General features: G+C 28.4%; 17 protein-coding genes and 1 pseudogene. 11 read left to right on the top strand and 7 right to left on the bottom strand.

The annotated features are described in order from the left end of the window. From H8R92_RS04090 to H8R92_RS04100, 3 genes are all read right to left on the bottom strand, one after another. The coding region (locus tag H8R92_RS04090; RefSeq protein WP_186834807.1) for a transposase at positions 1-673 on the bottom strand (673 nt) is incomplete at its 3' end. A gap of 114 nt (positions 674-787) precedes the next feature. Further along, positions 788-1,609, bottom strand: a complete 822-nt coding sequence (locus H8R92_RS04095) for a TPM domain-containing protein (protein ID WP_186834808.1) — start codon at positions 1,607-1,609, stop codon at positions 788-790. A 6-nt stretch (positions 1,610-1,615) separates the two neighbouring features. Continuing rightward, complete coding sequence (locus H8R92_RS04100) at positions 1,616-2,185, bottom strand: LemA family protein (protein ID WP_022211056.1); 570 nt, start codon at positions 2,183-2,185, stop codon at positions 1,616-1,618. A gap of 86 nt (positions 2,186-2,271) precedes the next feature. On the opposite strand from H8R92_RS04100, the gene aat reads away from it, so the two are divergent. Next, complete coding sequence (gene aat / locus H8R92_RS04105) at positions 2,272-2,925, top strand: leucyl/phenylalanyl-tRNA--protein transferase (RefSeq protein WP_022167235.1); 654 nt, start codon at positions 2,272-2,274, stop codon at positions 2,923-2,925. Positions 2,926-2,961: 36 nt separating this feature from the next. On the opposite strand, the gene H8R92_RS04110 is transcribed toward aat, so the two are convergent. Continuing rightward, a complete protein-coding gene (locus H8R92_RS04110) occupies positions 2,962-3,426 on the bottom strand; it encodes a peroxiredoxin (RefSeq protein WP_022211057.1) in 465 nt (154 codons plus the stop codon). A 204-nt stretch (positions 3,427-3,630) separates the two neighbouring features. Between H8R92_RS04110 and H8R92_RS04115 the strand changes: the two genes are divergently transcribed. Beyond that, entirely contained in the window at positions 3,631-4,410 is a 780-nt protein-coding gene (locus H8R92_RS04115) for a PHP-associated domain-containing protein (RefSeq protein ID WP_022211058.1), read from the top strand. 46 nt (positions 4,411-4,456) lie between these two features. Here the strand turns inward: H8R92_RS04115 and H8R92_RS04120 are convergent, their stop codons facing one another. After that, positions 4,457-5,179 carry a polysaccharide deacetylase family protein gene (locus H8R92_RS04120; RefSeq protein ID WP_022211059.1) on the bottom strand — a complete coding sequence of 241 codons (723 nt, stop codon included), beginning with the start codon at positions 5,177-5,179 and terminating at the stop codon, positions 4,457-4,459. Positions 5,180-5,505: 326 nt separating this feature from the next. Here H8R92_RS04120 and H8R92_RS04125 point away from each other — a divergent pair, with 326 nt between their 5' ends. The 6 genes from H8R92_RS04125 (at position 5,506) to H8R92_RS04150 (ending at position 13,424) form a co-directional block, all read left to right on the top strand. Continuing rightward, entirely contained in the window at positions 5,506-6,519 is a 1,014-nt protein-coding gene (locus H8R92_RS04125; protein ID WP_022211060.1) for a LacI family DNA-binding transcriptional regulator, read from the top strand. Between the two features lie 128 nt (positions 6,520-6,647). Then, positions 6,648-7,622 carry an alpha/beta fold hydrolase gene (locus tag H8R92_RS04130; protein ID WP_022211061.1) on the top strand — a complete coding sequence of 325 codons (975 nt, stop codon included), beginning with the start codon at positions 6,648-6,650 and terminating at the stop codon, positions 7,620-7,622. 87 nt (positions 7,623-7,709) lie between these two features. After that, complete coding sequence (locus H8R92_RS04135) at positions 7,710-9,776, top strand: alpha-galactosidase (protein ID WP_186834809.1); 2,067 nt, start codon at positions 7,710-7,712, stop codon at positions 9,774-9,776. A 57-nt stretch (positions 9,777-9,833) separates the two neighbouring features. Next, complete coding sequence (locus H8R92_RS04140) at positions 9,834-9,986, top strand: hypothetical protein (protein ID WP_186834810.1); 153 nt, start codon at positions 9,834-9,836, stop codon at positions 9,984-9,986. Further along, on the top strand, positions 9,970-11,340 hold the full coding sequence (gene melB, locus H8R92_RS04145; RefSeq protein WP_186834811.1) for a melibiose:sodium transporter MelB: 1,371 nt from the start codon (positions 9,970-9,972) through the stop codon (positions 11,338-11,340). Before H8R92_RS04140 ends, melB begins: the two co-directional genes overlap by 17 nt. A gap of 131 nt (positions 11,341-11,471) precedes the next feature. Then, positions 11,472-13,424, top strand: a complete 1,953-nt coding sequence (locus H8R92_RS04150) for a beta-galactosidase (RefSeq protein WP_022211064.1) — start codon at positions 11,472-11,474, stop codon at positions 13,422-13,424. Positions 13,425-13,478: 54 nt separating this feature from the next. On the opposite strand, the gene H8R92_RS04155 is transcribed toward H8R92_RS04150, so the two are convergent. Both H8R92_RS04155 and H8R92_RS04160 read right to left on the bottom strand, forming a co-directional pair. Further along, positions 13,479-14,501, bottom strand: coding sequence for a LacI family DNA-binding transcriptional regulator (locus H8R92_RS04155; RefSeq protein ID WP_022211065.1), 1,023 nt, complete (start codon positions 14,499-14,501; stop codon positions 13,479-13,481). Between the two features lie 73 nt (positions 14,502-14,574). Further along, positions 14,575-15,729 (bottom strand): galactokinase, encoded by a 1,155-nt coding sequence (locus H8R92_RS04160; RefSeq protein WP_370545589.1) that lies wholly within the window; start codon positions 15,727-15,729, stop codon positions 14,575-14,577. A gap of 452 nt (positions 15,730-16,181) precedes the next feature. Here H8R92_RS04160 and H8R92_RS04165 point away from each other — a divergent pair, with 452 nt between their 5' ends. The 3 genes and pseudogenes from H8R92_RS04165 to H8R92_RS04175 all read left to right on the top strand — a co-directional run. Next, positions 16,182-17,285, top strand: coding sequence for an ABC transporter ATP-binding protein (locus tag H8R92_RS04165; RefSeq protein WP_022211067.1), 1,104 nt, complete (start codon positions 16,182-16,184; stop codon positions 17,283-17,285). Between the two features lie 35 nt (positions 17,286-17,320). After that, positions 17,321-18,289 carry a PucR family transcriptional regulator gene (locus H8R92_RS13450; protein WP_022211068.1) on the top strand — a complete coding sequence of 323 codons (969 nt, stop codon included), beginning with the start codon at positions 17,321-17,323 and terminating at the stop codon, positions 18,287-18,289. A 126-nt stretch (positions 18,290-18,415) separates the two neighbouring features. Further along, positions 18,416-18,841 (top strand): annotated as a pseudogene (locus H8R92_RS04175) (LacI family DNA-binding transcriptional regulator); the annotation flags it as partial.

Here is an 18,841-nt window from a genome sequence, read left to right on the forward strand (position 1 = left end):
TTTTACCTTTTCCATGAACAAATTCAATTTTATTTTCAACTTTAATAGTATCTAACTTGTGTAATATTTTAGATACGAAATCAACTGTTATTTTATCATTATTAATATTGATTTTTATATCTAACTCATCTTTTAAATGTTTTAAAGTATCTTTAATTTTTTCTTGTAGTTTATTTTCAAATTTATCAGTTGCTTTTTTCCATATAAAAGTATACTTATTAGCATTCGCTTCGATTTTTGTACCATCTACAAATAAATTTTCATATTGAATTTCATTATTTTCTCCTAAATAAATAATAAGTTGATTAAATAAATCACGAAGGCAATTTGCTAAACGTTGACTTCTAAATCTAGCAATTGTATTATGATCCGGAGCCTTTTGCCCCTGCAAAAGCCAAATAAAGTTTATATCACGTTTGCAAGCCTTTTCTAATTCTCTACTGGAGTATATTTTGTTCATATCTCCATATATTAATAGCCTAAATAAAGTGACTGGATCGACTGCTGGATTTCTACCTAATGTAGAGTATGTTTTATATAAATTTGTATAATCTAATCCCTCCGTAACTTCAAATAGCAGTCTTACAGGATCATCTTCTTTAGGTATAAAAGGGACCTGTATTGGAAAACCTATTTGTTGCATAGGTATCACATTCTTTTTGAAGTTTTTCATAACGATATTATATGCAAAAAAGGGAATTCAAATACGAATTCCCTTTTTTCAAATATTATTTTGATACAGCCCCATTTTTTTTATTTAAAAATTATTTATTATTGGGTAAAAATTTTACCATGAACCTGAAGAACCTCCACCATTGGAAGAGCCACCACCGAATCCGCCGTTTCCACCACTGTTTCCACCACCAAATCCGCTGCTGCCACCACCAAATCCGCCACCACCGCCTCTAGGACCACGATGATGACTAGAGATAATTATCATTTGTAAAAAAGTACGGCATACTCTTCCTCTATTTAAAATGATATCTAAAAAGATAAGTAGTATAATAACTCCAGGAATAACCTTATTGGAAGTATTAGATGAAGAGTTATTATTGTTGTAATCTTTAGAAGAAACATTTATATTTTCTAGGGAAGTTAACGAAACTCCATATTCTTCAGCAATTTTATTAGAAAATTCATAATAACAATTCAAGAGACCGTCATTATAATTTCCATCACGGAAATAAGGCTTTCCATAAGAAGTCATAATTTTGTTGCTAAGTACATCTGGTACAGCACCTTCAAGACCTTTACCTACTTCAACTCTCCAATTTCTATCATCCATAGCTAATAATATTAAAAGACCATTATTTTTTTCAGAGGTACCGATACCCCATGAGCGAAATAATTCATTTGCATATTTCTCTATAGGTACATTATTAGTGGAGTTTATTACTACAATAACACATTGTGCAGTTGTTTTTTCTTCAAGTTCCTTACCAATTGATATAATTTTTTCAGTATAATTTTTTGAAATTGTTCCAGTATAATCATTAATATACTTATTGGTTGTAACTGAAGGGAATTTGGTATTTGCCGCAAAGGTAATAGAATAAATACATACTAATAAAAGAGAAGAAATTAATAATACCTTTTTAAAAAGTTTCATTATATATTAACTTGAAAAATCTACAGAAGGAGCAGTTTGAGCACCTTCGCTAGCTTTATATAATGGCTTTTGTTCAAAATTAAAAATAGAAGCAATTATATTGCTTGGAAACCTTCTCCTCTTAGTATTATATTCAGTAACAGCATCATTATAATCCTGACGGGCTATAGTAATTCGATTTTCTGTGCCTTCAAGTTCAATAGCTAAGTCTTGGAAATTTGAACTTGATTTTAAATCAGGATAGTTTTCTACAACCACAAGAAGTCTTGATAAAGCACTAGTTAACTCATGGTCAGCAGCAGCTTCTTCTTGGATGGTAGAAGCACCTGCTAATTTACTTCTTGCATCAGCGATATTTGTATAAATTTCGCTTTCTAAGTTAGCATATCCCTTTACTGTGCTCACTAGATTTGGAATTAAATCTGATCTTCTTTGAAGTTGAGTATCAATATTAGATTGAGCAGTATCAACTTTTTGCTCTAAAGCTACTAAGTTATTGTAGCCACTAACTACTGGTATAGCTATGATTATTATTACTACCAGTATACCTATAAGTACTTTTGATAAATTTTTCATATTTTTACACCTCTTTATATATTATAACAGATGAAATACGGTATAATACAACATATAATAAAAAATTAAGTAGTGAGGAAAAGAAAATGGCAGTATTTAGATTAAATAATGAAATAGTATTTCCAAATCCTGAATTATCAGAAGAAGATGGATTATTAGCTATAGGCGGTGATTTATCTGTAGAAAGATTAATACTAGCATATTGTAATGGAATATTTCCTTGGTATAATCCAGGAGAGGAAATATTATGGTGGTGCCCTAAACCAAGGTTTATTATTTACCCAAGTAAAATTAAAATATCAAATTCCATGAAGAAAATTTTAAAGAAGAATCAGTTTAAAATAACTTTTGATAATGATTTTGCTGCCGTGATTTCAAATTGCAAGGAGATTAGGGAGTGTCAAGAAGGTACATGGATAACAGACCATATGAAAGAAGCATATATAAAATTACATAACTTAGGATTAGCATCTAGTGTTGAAGTATATGAAGATGAGCAGTTAGTAGGTGGTCTTTATGGAGTTAAAATAGGGAAATGTTTCTTTGGAGAAAGTATGTTTTCAAAGGTAAGCAATGCTTCAAAAGCTGCACTGATATCTTTAGCTAAGAAGCTAGAAGAAGAAGGGTTTTTATTTATAGATTGTCAAATGCATACCAATCATCTTGAGAGTATGGGGGGAGAGTTTGTAGAGTGGAACAAATTCAAAGAGATGCTTAAAGAAGGAACGAAATTTAATTAAGAATGAAAAATTGAGGAGGGAACTCCATTGGAGTTCCTAAAGGTTGCATTTTACATCATCTACGTGGCCGGCAACTTTTACTTTTCTATAAATCTTAGTGATTATTCCTTCTTCGTTAATGATAAAAGTACTACGTTCTACACCAATTCCTGTACGACCACACATAGTTTTTTCTTTAAGGACATCATATAATTTACAAACTTCTTCATTTCTATCTGATAAAAGTACAAAAGGTAAATCATATTTAGCTATAAATTTATTATGTGAAGCTATAGTGTCTCTGCTAACTCCAAGTATTACAGTGTTATTCTTATTGAATTCTTCAGCATTATCTCTAAATGCTTCAGCTTCTCTTGAGCAGCCAGGGGTATTGTCTCTTGGGTAGAAATATAGAACAACTTTTTTTCCAAGATAATCACTTAATTTATGGTTTTTTTCATCTGAACCAGGAAGTGTGAAATCAGGTGCTTTCATTCCTTCTTCTAAAATTATATTTTCCATAAGTACCTCCTATATAATATAAAGTTATATAAGAATTATTATTATATAAAAAAATATATTTGTAAAGTATAAAAGAGATGAAAATACAATAATAATTATTATATTAATATGTAGGCAGAAATCTCATATTAAGCATATACATATAATAAGATGAAAATTAAAGTTTTGTATAGATTAAAAAATAATTAATAAGGAGAAAACAGTATGAACATAGACTTCCATGTTCATGGTTTGCTAAGTAAAAGAAAAGATTTTAATGAAAATTTTTTTTTAAATGAAATAAAATATGCCAAGGAAAATAAGATAGATGGAATAATTTTATGTGAGCATTTTAATGCTATATGCTTCAATGTAATATATAAATATTTAGAAGAAAACTATATATATGAAGGAAATAGATATATGGTTGATGGAGTAGCTATATTCCCAGCATTAGAAGTTAATGTGAAAGGAAAGGGCCACGTTATAATAGCAGGAGATAGAGATGACATAATGGATATTCATAAAATCTTAGAACAATACATGGAAAAAGAAAATTTGATTGAATTTGAAGAATTACTAGATATGTCAGATATTTATAACTGTTTGAAAATTGGAGCTCATCCTTGTAGAAAGGGACACAAGCTTTTTAAGCATTCAGAAGAAAGTTTAAAAAGGTTAGATGCCATTGACTTAAATGCTAAAGATATATTTAGAAAAGGGGAAACAAAAGCTAAAAATGAACTTATTGAGCTATCTAAAAAGCTTTCTGTTAATATAGTTACAGGAAGCGATAGCCATACTCCTTTACAGATAGGGGCTATATTTACCACTTTCAATAAAGAATGTAGTACTATAGAAGAAATAAGAAAAGCTATAAAGTCAGAAGAATATTCTATTAATATAAGCGATTTACTTCCTTTTAAAGTTTATTCATCGAAAGTATTAAAAAGATATTTAATGTCTACTGGTCAATATAATGCTAATATGAATTTTAATTTGTAAATATAAATTTGATATTAAATAGGAGCTAAAAATTTAAGCTCCTATTTTAATTTAAAGTATCAAATTTATAACCTTGCTCTTTAAAATATTCAATTATTTTTGGCAATGCTTCAACAGTTGTTGTTTTTGTCATACAATCATGCATAAGGACGATAGCTGGTGATTTTAAATGTCCATCTTTATCTTTTGAATCTTTAACTACATTGTTATAGATGGTTGTAGCGGGAATATTATTTCCTTTGGCATCTCCAGAATCAACATTCCAATCATAACAATTTATACCTTGTTCATTTAGCTTTAATATGATGTTTTCTGTAAAAGAACTTCCATGAGCATTTCTAACTAAAGTGTTATGAGATCCACCAGGAAATCTAAATATTGTACAATCTTTTCCAGTTATTTCTTTAAGGAAGTTTTGATGTTTATTAAAGTTATTCCAAAAAGCTTCTTCTGATAAATATATATATTTAAATTCGTGATTATGAGTATGGTTGCCAATAGCATTACCTTCATCATAAGCACGTTTTATTAGAGCATTATGGGACTCTATGTAAGGACAAATTACGAAAAAAGTTGCATGTACATCATTTATTTTAAGGATATCTAAAATTTTAGAGGTGTTTTTACTAGGACCATCATCAAAGGTTAAATATACAACTTTTTCTGTGTTAATTTTATCATAAGCATTACTGTATACATAATTAAAGCATGAAATTAATAGTGAAAATAAAGCGAAATATACAAAAATTTTAATAAATAAAGTTTTCAAATTTACACCTTCTTCAGATTTAATAAATGATAATTTAATATTAGTTTGTTTTATAAATTATTAAATATTCACAAAGAAAATATATTATTAATAAAAATATGAAGATGATAATTTTATTGAGAGTATTACTAAAGCACTAAAGGATAAAGAAACATTTTTTATTGTTGCCATTGTACATGTGAAGATGCATACAATAAGATTAAGAAGAGACTAAAAGAAAAATTCATATTATTAAAGTTGGGGGCTGTATAAATAAGAGATGTAAGTAGTGTAATTATTTATAAAATATATTATAATAAAGTAAAAAGGCATTATAGGGGGTAAAAGTGGCAACTTTAAAGGAAATAGCTGATAAGGTAGGAGTTTCTTTAGCTACTGTATCGAGAGTTTTAAATAACGATTCTAAGATTGTAGTTTCTGATGAGACAAGGATACAAATATTGAGAGTAGCAGAAGAATTGAAATATAAGACAGCAAAGCAAAGAAAGAATAAAAGTAAGAATATCTATGTAGTTGGAATTGTTGAAATGTTTGATGTTGCACAACAACTGCAAGATCCATATTATCTTTTTTTAAGAAGTATAGTTGAAAAGCAATGTTTTCAAAAAGGTATAAAAGTAGTAAGTGTATTTAAAAATGGGGGAGCTTATCAATTGTTTGAAGACACTAAGCTAAATGGAATCATTTGCATTGGTAAATTTACAGAAGAGGAAGTAAAAGAAGTATCAGCAATTTCTTCTAATTTAGTCTTCCTTGATTCAAGTCCAAATGATGAAATATATGATGGGGTTAAAACTAATTTTAAATTAGGTGTATTCCAAGCGTTAAATTATTTTACTAAAATGGGTCATGAAAAAATAGGGTTTGTTGGTTCAAAAAAAACACTAAATGATTTAAAGATATTTAGTCTTGATGATAGATTGAAATTTTATAATGAATATATGAAAGAAAAATCGCTATATAATGAGCAGTTTATTATAGATAGTAAAATGACATATGATGGTGGATATCGTTCAATAAGTGAGTATTTAAAAAATAATGATAGTCTTCCAACAGCTTTATTCGCATCAAATGATGCAGTGGCAGTAGGGGTTATAAGGGGACTTAAGGAAGCTGGATATGAAGTTCCAAAAGATATCAGTATAATTGCTTTTAATGATACAATAGTGTCTCAATATACTAATCCACCATTGACATCAGTTTCTGTACATACAGAATACTTAGGAGAGGTAGCTGTAGAACTTATGGTAGAAAAACTTTCTAATGATAGGCGCTACGCTAAAAAGGTTATAGTACCATCGGAGTTTGTGATTCGAGAAAGTGTAAAGAGAATAATATAGCCATATATTGAAAAGGAAGTATGATTATTTAAAAAAAGTTCATACTTCTTTATTTTTCGATATTTACAATGAATAGTAGTATAATATATGATTAGGTTGTACATATAAAATTAAAAAGAGGGATAAAAATGAATGAAATAGCAAATATATTTTGTTCAAATTATGGACAAGATGAAGAAATTATTAGATATGTGGAAAGAAAATTAAATACAAAGAAGGAAAGTGGGTATTTTAAAGGTTGTAATAATATAAATATCTATTATGAAAAATTTATTGTTCAAGATGAAAAGGGAATCATTGTTATAAGCCATGGATTTACTGAATGTTTAGAAAAGTATACTGAACTTATTTATTACTTTACAGAAATGGGATATTCGGTATATGGTCTAGAACATAGAGGTCATGGAAGATCATCTAATTTGAATTTTAAGGAAAAGAGTCAAATTCATATAGATAGCTTTGATTACTATATAGAGGATTTAAAGATTTTTATGGATGAAGTAGTGAAAAAGAAAGGTGAATCTGTATTTTTATTTGCTCATTCTATGGGTGGAGGCATTGGAGCTTTATTTTTAGAAAAATATCAAGAATATTTTGAAAAAGCTGTATTAAGTTCACCGATGATGGAAATAAACACAGGAAATTATAGTGAAAATATGGCTTATTTAATCAGTAAATTCTTTATATATGTTGGAAAAGGTAATAATTATATTTTTGGACAAGGTCCTTTCAATGGAGAGTATAATTTAGAAGAATCAGCTACATCAAACCAATATAGATATTCACGACATTTAAATGCATTACGAGCAAATGAAGTGCTTCAGAGAAATGGAGGATCTTTTAAGTGGATTAATGAAGCAATAAAAGCAACAAGAAAATTAAAAAAAGAAGAAAATATAAAGAAAATTCAAATTCCAATTTTATTATTTCAATCAGGAAAAGATACTTTTGTAAATGATGAAGGACATAATACTTTTCGTAAATATGCTAAAAATTGTAAATTTGTTAGATTTGATAATGGCAAACATGAGTTATATTTTGAAAATGATGATATCTTAGAGCCATATTTAAAGGAAATAGTAAAATTTTATAATGAAATTTAGTAAAAATATTGATTTTTTTACTATGAGTATATTATAATCTAATTAAGAAAACGTTATCTTAGTAAAGGGATTGAAAAAGGAGAAATTATGGGAATTAAGATTAATGAAAATCAAAATATATTTAGCATTGAAACTAAAAATACATCTTATATCTTTGGAGTTGATAATTTAGGACTTATAAGGCATTTATATTGGGGAAATAGAATTGATAATATTAATGACTTCCAAATGCCTGTTTTAAATGAAGTATCAACTAATGATCCAGTTCATGAAATAACTCCAGAAGAGTTTCCAGTGCATGGAGGATTAAGATATAAAGAAACTTGTTTAAAAGTTAATTTTAGTGATAAGACAAGAGAAATAGTATTACGATATGAAGGATATGAAATAAATGGACAAGAACTAATCATAAAATTAAAAGATAATCATTATGATTTTGATGTAAATTTACATTATAGATCACATTATGATTATGATCTTATGGAAAGATGGGTTGAAGTTGTAAATAATACTAAAGATCAAGTATTGGTGGAAAAGATACATAGTGCTCAATTCCATATTCCATATGAAGGATTAAATTTTTCTAATACTTGTGGACATTGGGGAGCTGAACAACAAAGATTCACTCAAAAGATGAGCTTTGGAAAAGTAGTTATTGAAAATAGAAGAGGAATATCAACTCATAATCATAATCCTCATTTTATTTTAGATAAAGATGCCACAGAAAGTACAGGGGAAGTTTATTTTGGAGCTTTAAAGCTAAGCGGAAACTTCAAAGGTGTTGTTGAACAGACGCAATATGGTGAAACTTTAGTTCAAATGGGAATTAATGAATTTGATTTTGAATTATCTCTTGAAGCAGGAAAGAGTTTTATAGCGCCAGCAATTATATGTGGATATACAAGCAGAGGTTTTGAAAGAATGAGCCATAATCTGCATAAGTTTGCTAATGATAATATTTTAAGAAGTGGTTTAAGACCAGTATTATATAATTCATGGGAAGCTACTGAATTTAAAGTTACTTGTAATGAACAAATAAAATTAGCTAAAAAAGCAAAGGAAATAGGAGCAGAATTATTTGTTGTTGATGATGGATGGTTTGGTGAAAGAGATTGTATATATAATGGTCTTGGTGATTGGTATGTAAATGAAGAAAAATTTCCTAATGGTTTAAAACCTTTGATTGATGAAGTTAAGGGGTTAGATATGAAATTTGGTATATGGGTTGAGCCTGAGATGGTAAATCCGTTAGCAAGCTTATATAAAGAGCATCCAGATTTGATATATCACTATGAAACTAGAGTTAGTGATACTTCAAGAGGACAATATGTATTAAATATGACTAAAAAAGAAGTTAAAGAGTTTGTTTACCAAATGCTAGACAATTTGTTATCTTCATATGAAATAGATTATATAAAATGGGATGCTAATAGACCTATATCACAAGCTGGTGTTGAAAAAGATATCTGGTATAAGCATATTGAAGCAATTTATGATATTGTAAAAGAATTAAAGAAGAAGCATCCAGATGTATTATTTGAAGCTTGTGCTTCAGGTGGAGGAAGAACTGATTATGGTATACTAGGTATATTTGATGATTTCTGGACAAGTGACAATACTGATGCATATGATAGATTAAAAATTCAAAATAGTTATTCATATATTTATCCAATAAAGGCCATGAGAGCTTGGGTGACAGATTGCCCAAATTTTTTATCACAAAGAGTAATACCTATGAAATTTAGATACCATAGTGCCATGATGGGTACACTAGGCATTGGCTGTAATATATTAAAGTTAAGTGAAGATGAAATAGAGCTTTCTAAAGAGATGATTAATGAATATAAAAATATTCGTCATATAGTTCAAGAAGGAAGTTTCTATAGGCTAGAAAACACATCTGAAAATGATTATGCCCTATTCCAATACGTAAAAGAGGGAGAGGTATTATTATTTGCATTCTTACCTCAAAGTAAGTTAGGACATAGAGCTGCAAGGGTAAAGCTTAGAGGATTAGATGGTGATAAAATTTATAAATTCCAAATAAATGAAGAAGAAATTGAAAAAAGCGGAAGCTATTTAATGAATCAAGGAATTGATATAAAATTAATTGGAGATTATGATAGCAAGATAATAAAATTTATTTGTAAATAGGCTTAAAATAAGACTGTATAAGATGGTTATACAGTCTATTTTTAACTTTTTAGTAAAATGTATATAAAAAAGATAGTAAAAAATAGTAAAAAACTCTTGCAAATTATTGGTGAAAATGTTATCATAAATCTTGTAACAGATGTAAACAGTTTCAAAGATAAATGTGAAATTGAAAATGAAAGGGATGGGAAATATGAATTTATCTTTTAAAACAAAATATTCATTTGGTGTAGGAGCCTTAGGTAAAGATTTAGTTTATGCTATAGTTTCATCATACTTAATGATTTACTTAACAGACTTAGTTGGAATATCACCGCTATTTGTTGGGAACTTATTTTTAGTAGCTAGAGTATGGGATGCTTTTAATGATCCAATGATGGGGATGATAGTTGATAATACAAGAAGTAAATATGGTAAATTTAGACCATGGATTTTACTTGGAACATTGGTTAATGCAGTAGTATTAATTTTCTTATTTAAAAAGCCAAATTTAACAGGGACAAGCCTTTATGCTTATTTCTCAGTTATGTATATTTTATGGGGAATGACATATACATTAATGGATATACCATACTGGTCAATGCTTCCTTCATTATCTAAGACTAAGGAAGAAAGAGATCAAATGTCAGTTATTCCAAGAATTTTTGCTAGTTCAGCATGGCTTATTATAGGAGCATTTGGTTTAGCAATGGTTAATAAGCTAGGTAGTGGAGACCAAACAATAGGATATGGAAAATTAGCAATTATAATTTCGGTAATATTTGTTATATCATCAATAATTACAGTGGTAAATGTTAAAGATAGTAGCTGCAATATGGCTTCATCAGGACAATCAGCTGAAAAGACAACATTAAAACAAGCGTTTAAAGTAATTAAAGAAAATGATCAATTATTAGTATATATTGGTGTAGTATTAGCTTACAACTTAGTTGCTCAATTAGCAGGTGGTATGGCAATCTATTATTTCAAATATGTTACAGGAAATGAAAATATGTATTCAGTATTTACAGCATTTGCTTCACTTGCTGAAATCAGTGCTTTAATATTATTCCCAATAATATCAAAGAAAATGAGTAAGAGAAATGTATTTAGAATGGCATGTTACTTACCAGCAGTTGGTTTAATAATGTTATTATTAGTAGGAATATTTATGCCAACAAATGCAACATTAATAGCAACTTCAGGAATTATCATGAAGATGGGTACAGGATTTATCTTAGGAGCAACAACAGTTATGCTTGCTGACGTTATTGATTATAACGAAGTTAAATTTGGTACTAGAAATGAAAGTATTATAGCTTCATTCCAAACACTTTTAGTTAAAGGTGCATCAGCAGTTTCTGCATGGTTAATCGGTGTAGGTTTAACAATAGTAGGATATAAAGCAAATGTAGTTCAAACAGCTGGTACAATATTTGGTATGAGAGTTTTAATGATTGGTATACCTTCAGTAATAAGTATTATAGCCTTTATAATTTATAAAAAAGGATATAAGATCGAAGGACAATTCCAAGATGAAATTATCAATAAGTTAGAAGAAAAAAGAAATGCTGAAATGGCATAATATACAAAACCCAGTCTTAGGGCTGGGTTTAAATAATATTTTTTAGTAAAATTTAGTAAAAAATAGTTAAAAACATATATAAATGTGGTAAAATTATTATAAAAAAGAGTTAAGGTAATGGAGGTATAAAAATGTACTTAGGTGTTGATTATTATCCAGAGCACTGGAATGAAAATATGTTAAATGAAGATTTAGATAATATAATAGAATTAGGTAGTAATGTAATAAGAATAGGTGAATTTGCATGGCATATGATGGAGAGAATTGAAGGGGAATATGATTTTTCTTATTTCGATCATGTGATAGCAAAAGCTAAGGAAAAGGGATTGAAAGTTATTTTCGGTACTCCTACAGCTACTATGCCAGCATGGCTTGCAAAAAACTATCCTGATGTGTTATCAGAATTTGAAGATAACACAAAGAGAGCTTTTGGAGGAAGAAGACAGTATTGCTTTAACAGCAGAACATATCATAAGTTTAGTGAAAAAATAATAAGAGCTCTTGCAGAGCACTATAAAAATGAAAAAGGAATTGTTGCATGGCAAATAGATAATGAGTTTGGTCATGAAGGAAGCGATATTTGTTTTTGTGATGAATGTAAGAGAGCTTTTAGAGATTATTTAAAAGAGGCTTATAATAATAATATAAATAGACTTAATGAAATTTGGGGAACAGTATTTTGGTCGCAAGAGTACAATGACTTTGACGAAATACCTCTTCCAGCTAAAACTATAACCACTCATAATCCTTCATTACGTATGGAGTGGGAAAGATTTAGAAGTTTAAGTGTTGAAAGATATGCAAAGATGCAAGTGGATTTATTAAAGGAAGTATTAGGTGAAGATTCTGTAGTAATGCATGATTTTTCAGGTGGATATTTTGATAAGAGCTATGATTTTTCAAAAGTTGCACAGCATTTAGATGTTGTAGCTTACAATAATTATCCAGTATGGGGTGGGCAAAGAGAGCCAATTCCAGCTCATGAAATAGCATGTGGTTTAGATTATATGAGAGGTGCTAAAAAGCAAAATTTCTGGATAACTGAAGCCATAATGGGTGCTCAAGGACACGATGTAATTGGATATCTTCCAAGACCAAATCAAGCAAAAATGTGGTCATATCAAGCAATGGCTCATGGATGTAATTCGCTTATGTATTTTAGATATAGAGGAGCTGTTAAAGGTGCAGAGCAATATTGTTATGGAATATTAGATCAAGATAATATAAAGAGAAGAAAATTCTTTGAAGTTCAAGATTTCTTTAAGGATATTAAAGAAAATGAAGAAGTAGTTAATAGTAAAGTAAAAGCTGAAGTAGCAGTTATTTATGATTATGAATCTATGGCTTCATTTAGAATTCAAAAACAAAGTTTCTTAATGGATTATAAGAATGAAGTATATAGACTTTACAGACCATTCTATAATAAGAATATAAATATTGACGTTATTCCATCTTATACTGATTTTAGTGAATATAAAGTATTATTAATACCAACAATGATAGTATTTAAATCAGAGGTTCAAGAAAGAATTAGAGAATTTGTTAAAAATGGTGGAAAAGTTGTATTTAGCTTTAGAACGGCTATTAAAGATTACTATAATAATCTAACTCTTGGAGAGCTTAATCCAACATATTATAATGAGTTAATTGGTGGTTATGTTGAAGAAATAGAATCTCTTCAAGAAGGACAAGAGGTAGATATAAAAGGTATAGATGAATTTGCAGGCATTTCAGGTAGTGGAGTTGTCTTTAGAGATATGTTAAAAACTACTACTGCGAAACCTCTATTTGTGTATAATGATGAATTTTACAATCATTTAAGCGCTGTAACTGTTAATAATTTTGAAGAAGGTCAAGTTTATTATATAGGAACAGGTCTTGATAACTGTACTATGGATGCCATAGCAGCAAAGATAATTACTGATGCAGCTATTGAATGGATAGATACAGAAGAAGGCGTTGAAGTAGTTAAGAGAGAAGTTAATGGAGAAACTTATTACTTTGTTATGAACCACACTGACAAGGTTAAGAACTTCAATAATATAGAATTAAAAGCTTACGAAAGCAAGATAATGAAAAACTAATAAAAATAACCTGGTAATTCTAAATTACTGGGTTATTTTTATTAGTTTTGAAGATTAATCACCTTGCTGATTAACAGTTTCTCTTATCACAAGTTTGTTATTTAAAATTATTTTTTTGCTGAATTCATTATTATAAGTTATCTTTTCTAATAATAGTTCAGCAGCATTTTCTCCTAAAAGAGACATATTTTGATCTATGGTAGTTAATTTAGGTTCTACTATTTTGCTTAACTCAGTATTATCAAAACCAATTACAGAAATATCTTCTGGAACATTTAAGCCTAGTCTTTTGCAGGCATTTATGGCACCAACGGCCATAAGATCATTACAAGCAAAGATAGCTGTTATTTTTCTATTTTTAGTTAAGAAATTAGTTACAGATACAATTGTATTATCTACGGTTTCACTACCATTTCCCTTACCGATATTAATTACATTAGATGGGTGGTAATGATTTGAATTTGTAAGCATGCTTATATATTTTTTTTCTTTGATATCATAAGAAGCACTATTTTCTCCACGAATGAAAAGAATATTCTTATGGTTATTATTGATGAGATATTTTAAAGCAATCTCAGCACCAATGCTTTCATCATTGGAAACAGAAGATATGTTTTCTACGGAAGCATGCCCGTTTATAAATACAATAGGAACTGTTTTAGCAATTGATTTATAAAAATCTGAATTGATATTTGAAGTGTTAGGATCTAGTACAATTACGCCTGCAACATTTCGTGCAAGGAGGTCATTGATACATCTTACCTCTTCTTCTCTATCATTATTAGAGCAGCAAAGAATTAAAGAATAGCCTTTTGCTTTTAAAGCAGTTTCTATGCTTGTAACAACTTCAGGGAAAAACATATTATTAATACTAGGGAGAACAACTCCTATGGCAGTGGATTTTTGTCTAGTAAGTTCTCTAGCTTGTATATTAGGAATAAAATTAAGTTCTTTTATTACTTTTTGAACTTTTTCTTTTGTTTCAGCTTTTACAGGATAGTTGCCATTTAGCACTCTAGATACTGTGGCAACAGAAACTTCAGCCTTTTTAGCAACATCTTGAATAGTAATCTTCATTTAATCACACCTTGCATAGTAATAAATAGGCTATCCTTTTATGGATAGCCTATTTAAATAATTGTATAATATATTATAATAATTTTCTAGCACCATCAGATATAGTTGCCACATAGAAATCAGGAGCATAACCGATGATTTCAGTATATTTTTTAGTGATAGTATCTATGAAGTTTTGAACATTTTCTTCTTTGACTATACTAACTGTACATCCACCGAATCCAGCACCAGTCATACGAGCACCTATTACTCCAGGCATTTCCCATGCTAAAGATACTAAAGTATCTAATTCCTTACCAGTAACTTCATAATCATCTCTTAAAGAAATATGAGATTCAGACATAAGTTTTCCAAATAATAATAAATTGTTATTTTCTAAAGCCTTAACAGCTTTTAAAGTACGTTGGTTTTCATAAACGGCATGTTTCGCTCTTTTTCTTACTATTGGATCTGTTATTACGTTCTTAACTTCTTCAAATTCTTCTTCAGTAAGTTCTCCTAAAGAATTGATATTTTTAACAGTTTGTATTTGAGCTAATGCAGTTTCGCATTCAGAACGTCTTTCATTATATTTAGAATCAGCAAGTCCACGTTTCTTATTAGTATTACCGATTACTATTTTATATCCTTCCATATTGATTTTACTATATCTATATTCTAAAGTGTTACAGTCTAACAGTATAGCACATCCTTCAGTACCCATACCAATAGCAAATTGATCCATGATACCACAGTTAACGCCAATGAATTTATTTTCAGCTTCTTGGCACATTTTCACCATAGATATCATATCTAAATTAAAGTTGTTTAAATCATTAATGATTACAGCCATTAATACTTCTAATGAAGCTGAAGATGAAAGTCCAGCTCCGTTTGGAATATTTCCGTAGAATAATATATCAAAACCGTGTTCAGTTCTATATCCATGATTTTCAAAAGTTTTTATAACTGCTTTTGGATAGTTTGCCCAATCATGTGCTTTATCATAAACCATATAATCTAGACTAAACTCAATAACTCCTAAATCTTCAAAGTTCATTGAATATAATCTTACTTTTCTATCATTTCTTTTAGATATTATTCCATATGTTCCAAAAGAAAGTGCACAAGGGAAAACATGTCCACCATTATAATCTGTATGTTCACCTATTAAATTAACTCTTCCTGGTGAGAAGAATAAGTGTTGATCCTTTACATTAAATACGTTTATAAAATTGTCTTGTAACATTGATACTATATTCTTATGCATATTAATTACCTCCTAAATATACCATTAATATTATAGTAACCGATTACTATAAAAATGTAAATAGTAAAATTATAAAAAATAATAGAGTTTTAAATATAGGAATATACAGATAGTAACCGATTTCTAATATTCTTTTTGAATTACCATAAATAAATGAAAAATACTTCTTGGATAATTAAAAAATAATAAGTAAAAAAGGATGAATTTTTTTGATGTATATAGTGAGTAGAAACTTTAATACATTGAAAATAAACTTTATGTTATGTTATGATTACAAAGTAAAAGTATATATGTAAGAAATTAACATATTAGATATTATTACAAAAAATAATATGTTAATTTGTAACTATTACATATAGATGAAAACAATTTCAAGAAGTACAATATAAATATATTAAGAGTTTAAAAATGAATTTATGGAGGGAATATATATGGCAAGTTTATCATTAAGACATATTTATAAAATTTATCAAGGCGATGTAACAGCAGTTAAAGATTTCAACTTAGAAATAGAAGATAAAGAATTTATAGTTTTCGTTGGACCATCTGGTTGTGGTAAGTCAACTACATTAAGAATGATTGCAGGGTTAGAAGATATTTCAAAAGGTGAATTATATATAGGGGATACATTAGTAAATGATGTTGAACCAAAAGAAAGAGATATAGCAATGGTTTTCCAAAACTATGCTTTATATCCTCATATGTCTGTATATGACAATATGGCTTTTGCATTAAAATTAAGAAAGATGCCAAAGGATGAAATAGAAAAGAAAGTTACAGAAGCAGCTAAAATTCTTGACATCGAACATTTATTAAAGAGAAAACCAAAGGCTTTATCAGGAGGGCAAAGACAAAGAGTTGCATTAGGAAGAGCCATTGTAAGAAATCCTAAGGTATTCTTAATGGACGAGCCATTATCTAACCTTGATGCAAAACTAAGAGTTCAAATGAGAACTGAAATTAGTAAATTATATAGAAAATTACAAACAACATTTATTTATGTTACACATGACCAAGTAGAAGCTATGACAATGGGTACAAGAATTGTTGTTATGAAAGATGGTGTAATTCAACAAGTTGATACTCCACAAAATATTTATAACTATCCAACAAATTTATTCGTTGCTGGATTTATGGGAAGCCCACAAATGAATTTTATAGATGGTGTTATTGAAAAATCAGGAAATGATTTATTTGCATCATTTAATGGAAATAAGATCAAGTTTCCAGCAGATAAATGTGATGCATTAAAATCTTATATAGGAAAAGAGGTTACTTTTGGTATAAGACCACAAAGCTTAAGTGATGACAAAGAACTTATAGCAAATAATCCACATTCAACTATTGTTGGTGATATTGAAGTTGTAGAACATATGGGAGCAGAAAGTTATGTTTATACTAAATGTGGAAATGCTTCAGTAACAATAAGAATAGAAGGGACTACGAATTTAAAAGTAGGAGAAAAAGCTAAGATATACTTAGATGCTAATAGTTTACATGTATTTGATAAGGATACAACTTTAAGGGTAATCTAAGATAAAGTATATGTAAGTGCTTAAGAGGTGATATTGTGGAATGTATTGAGAACATGGTAAAAAATATTTATGAATGTTGTAATATACCTTTCCGATTATCAATTGAAAGCTTAGGAGTTTATGAAACTTTAGAATATGATGATAGTGATCAGATAGTAAGTAAAAGTATTAAATTTAATGGAACCGAATGCTGCTTGAAAACAAAAGCAGCATTTGGTAGTACATTAAATTTATTGGCATATTCTTTAGAAAATAAGCTAAAAGATATTTTGATTCATAAGGAAAGTATAGTTACATCATTACTAGAAGGAAAAAATATAGAAAAAGATATAATTTCGGCAGTATGGCCTGCTCTTTTAGATAAGTTTTATTTAATAGATATATATATAGAAAGTAAATTATACGATGCTTATCTATATATAAAAGAGTTATATCATGATAGTGATATAGAAGTTATTTTAATTAATGATAAGTTACTTTTGATTGCTGAAGTAAAAGAAATTTATGAGCATATTATAGGAATAAAGGATGCTTTACTTAATAATTTTACCAGTAGATATTATATAAGCTATTGCCAGATTGAAAATTATGAAGCCTTAAAAAAATCTTTTGAAGAGTGTGAATATAAACTTATGTTAGCTAATAAATATAAAGTAAGTGAAAGTGTTATTAATGAAAAAAAATTAATTTTAGAAGGAATTATTGATTCAGTATCAGAAGAAAAGAAGGAGAAGATATATCATATATTTAATGAGGGATTTTCTAAGCTTGACAATGAAATGATACGAACTATAGAAGTGTTTTTTAGGTGTGGACTTAATTTAAGTGATGCAGCTAAGGCGTTATATATTCATAGAAATACACTTATATATAGGCTGGATAAGATAGAAAAATACACTGCTTATGATATACGTAACTTTAATACTGCAGTATTATTTAAGGTTGTTTTTTTTATTTGGAAAGAAAAAAATAATATTATATTTGAAAACAGTTTAAAACGATAATATAATGTAAATATAGAAAAAAATGTAAATAATTTTAGTGGTAATAATTGTACAAGCCATTAAAATTATTTTTTAATGATTTTTTGGAATAGTTACCGATGTATTGTTCCAAAAGAAGGGTTAAAAATGAATATAAGAGATATAGCTAAGTTGACAGGAGTTGGAGTAAGCATAATTTCAAGAGCGCTTAATAATCATCCAGATGTTAAAGAAAGTACAATAGAAAAGGTGTTAGAATTTATTAAGGATAGTAATTATATCCCTAATAACAGTGCTAGAATACTAAAGCAAAATAATACAAAAAAATATTGGTGTTTTAGTAAAAGGGGTTTTTAACCCACTCTTTTCTGAAATGATCAGTATAATAGGTAATAAGATAAAGGAATCTAAATATACAATGATATTCTAGCAAAATGATTATACATTAATATTGATATGTTTATATCATTTGTAAAAGAAAAGAGACTACAAGGGATAATATGTTTATGAGGAAACTTTATAGATGGAACAGAAAATAGTTTTGAAAGTTTAGGAATATCTATAGTAATTACT

The sequence above is a fragment of the Clostridium lentum genome (assembly GCF_014287815.1).
GTDB lineage: Bacteria > Bacillota > Clostridia > Clostridiales > Clostridiaceae > Clostridium > Clostridium lentum.

Coding starts and splice junctions, on each gene's coding strand:
- H8R92_RS04095 (WP_186834808.1), bottom strand. CDS start 1,609: ATGAAACTTTTTAAAAAGGTATTATTAATTTCTTCTCTTTTATTAGTA.
- H8R92_RS04100 (WP_022211056.1), bottom strand. CDS start 2,185: ATGAAAAATTTATCAAAAGTACTTATAGGTATACTGGTAGTAATAATA.
- aat (WP_022167235.1), top strand. CDS start 2,272: ATGGCAGTATTTAGATTAAATAATGAAATAGTATTTCCAAATCCTGAA.
- H8R92_RS04110 (WP_022211057.1), bottom strand. CDS start 3,426: ATGGAAAATATAATTTTAGAAGAAGGAATGAAAGCACCTGATTTCACA.
- H8R92_RS04115 (WP_022211058.1), top strand. CDS start 3,631: ATGAACATAGACTTCCATGTTCATGGTTTGCTAAGTAAAAGAAAAGAT.
- H8R92_RS04130 (WP_022211061.1), top strand. CDS start 6,648: ATGAATGAAATAGCAAATATATTTTGTTCAAATTATGGACAAGATGAA.
- H8R92_RS04135 (WP_186834809.1), top strand. CDS start 7,710: ATGGGAATTAAGATTAATGAAAATCAAAATATATTTAGCATTGAAACT.
- H8R92_RS04140 (WP_186834810.1), top strand. CDS start 9,834: ATGTATATAAAAAAGATAGTAAAAAATAGTAAAAAACTCTTGCAAATT.
- melB (WP_186834811.1), top strand. CDS start 9,970: ATGAATTTATCTTTTAAAACAAAATATTCATTTGGTGTAGGAGCCTTA.
- H8R92_RS04150 (WP_022211064.1), top strand. CDS start 11,472: ATGTACTTAGGTGTTGATTATTATCCAGAGCACTGGAATGAAAATATG.
- H8R92_RS04155 (WP_022211065.1), bottom strand. CDS start 14,501: ATGAAGATTACTATTCAAGATGTTGCTAAAAAGGCTGAAGTTTCTGTT.
- H8R92_RS04160 (WP_370545589.1), bottom strand. CDS start 15,729: ATGTTACAAGACAATTTTATAAACGTATTTAATGTAAAGGATCAACAC.
- H8R92_RS04165 (WP_022211067.1), top strand. CDS start 16,182: ATGGCAAGTTTATCATTAAGACATATTTATAAAATTTATCAAGGCGAT.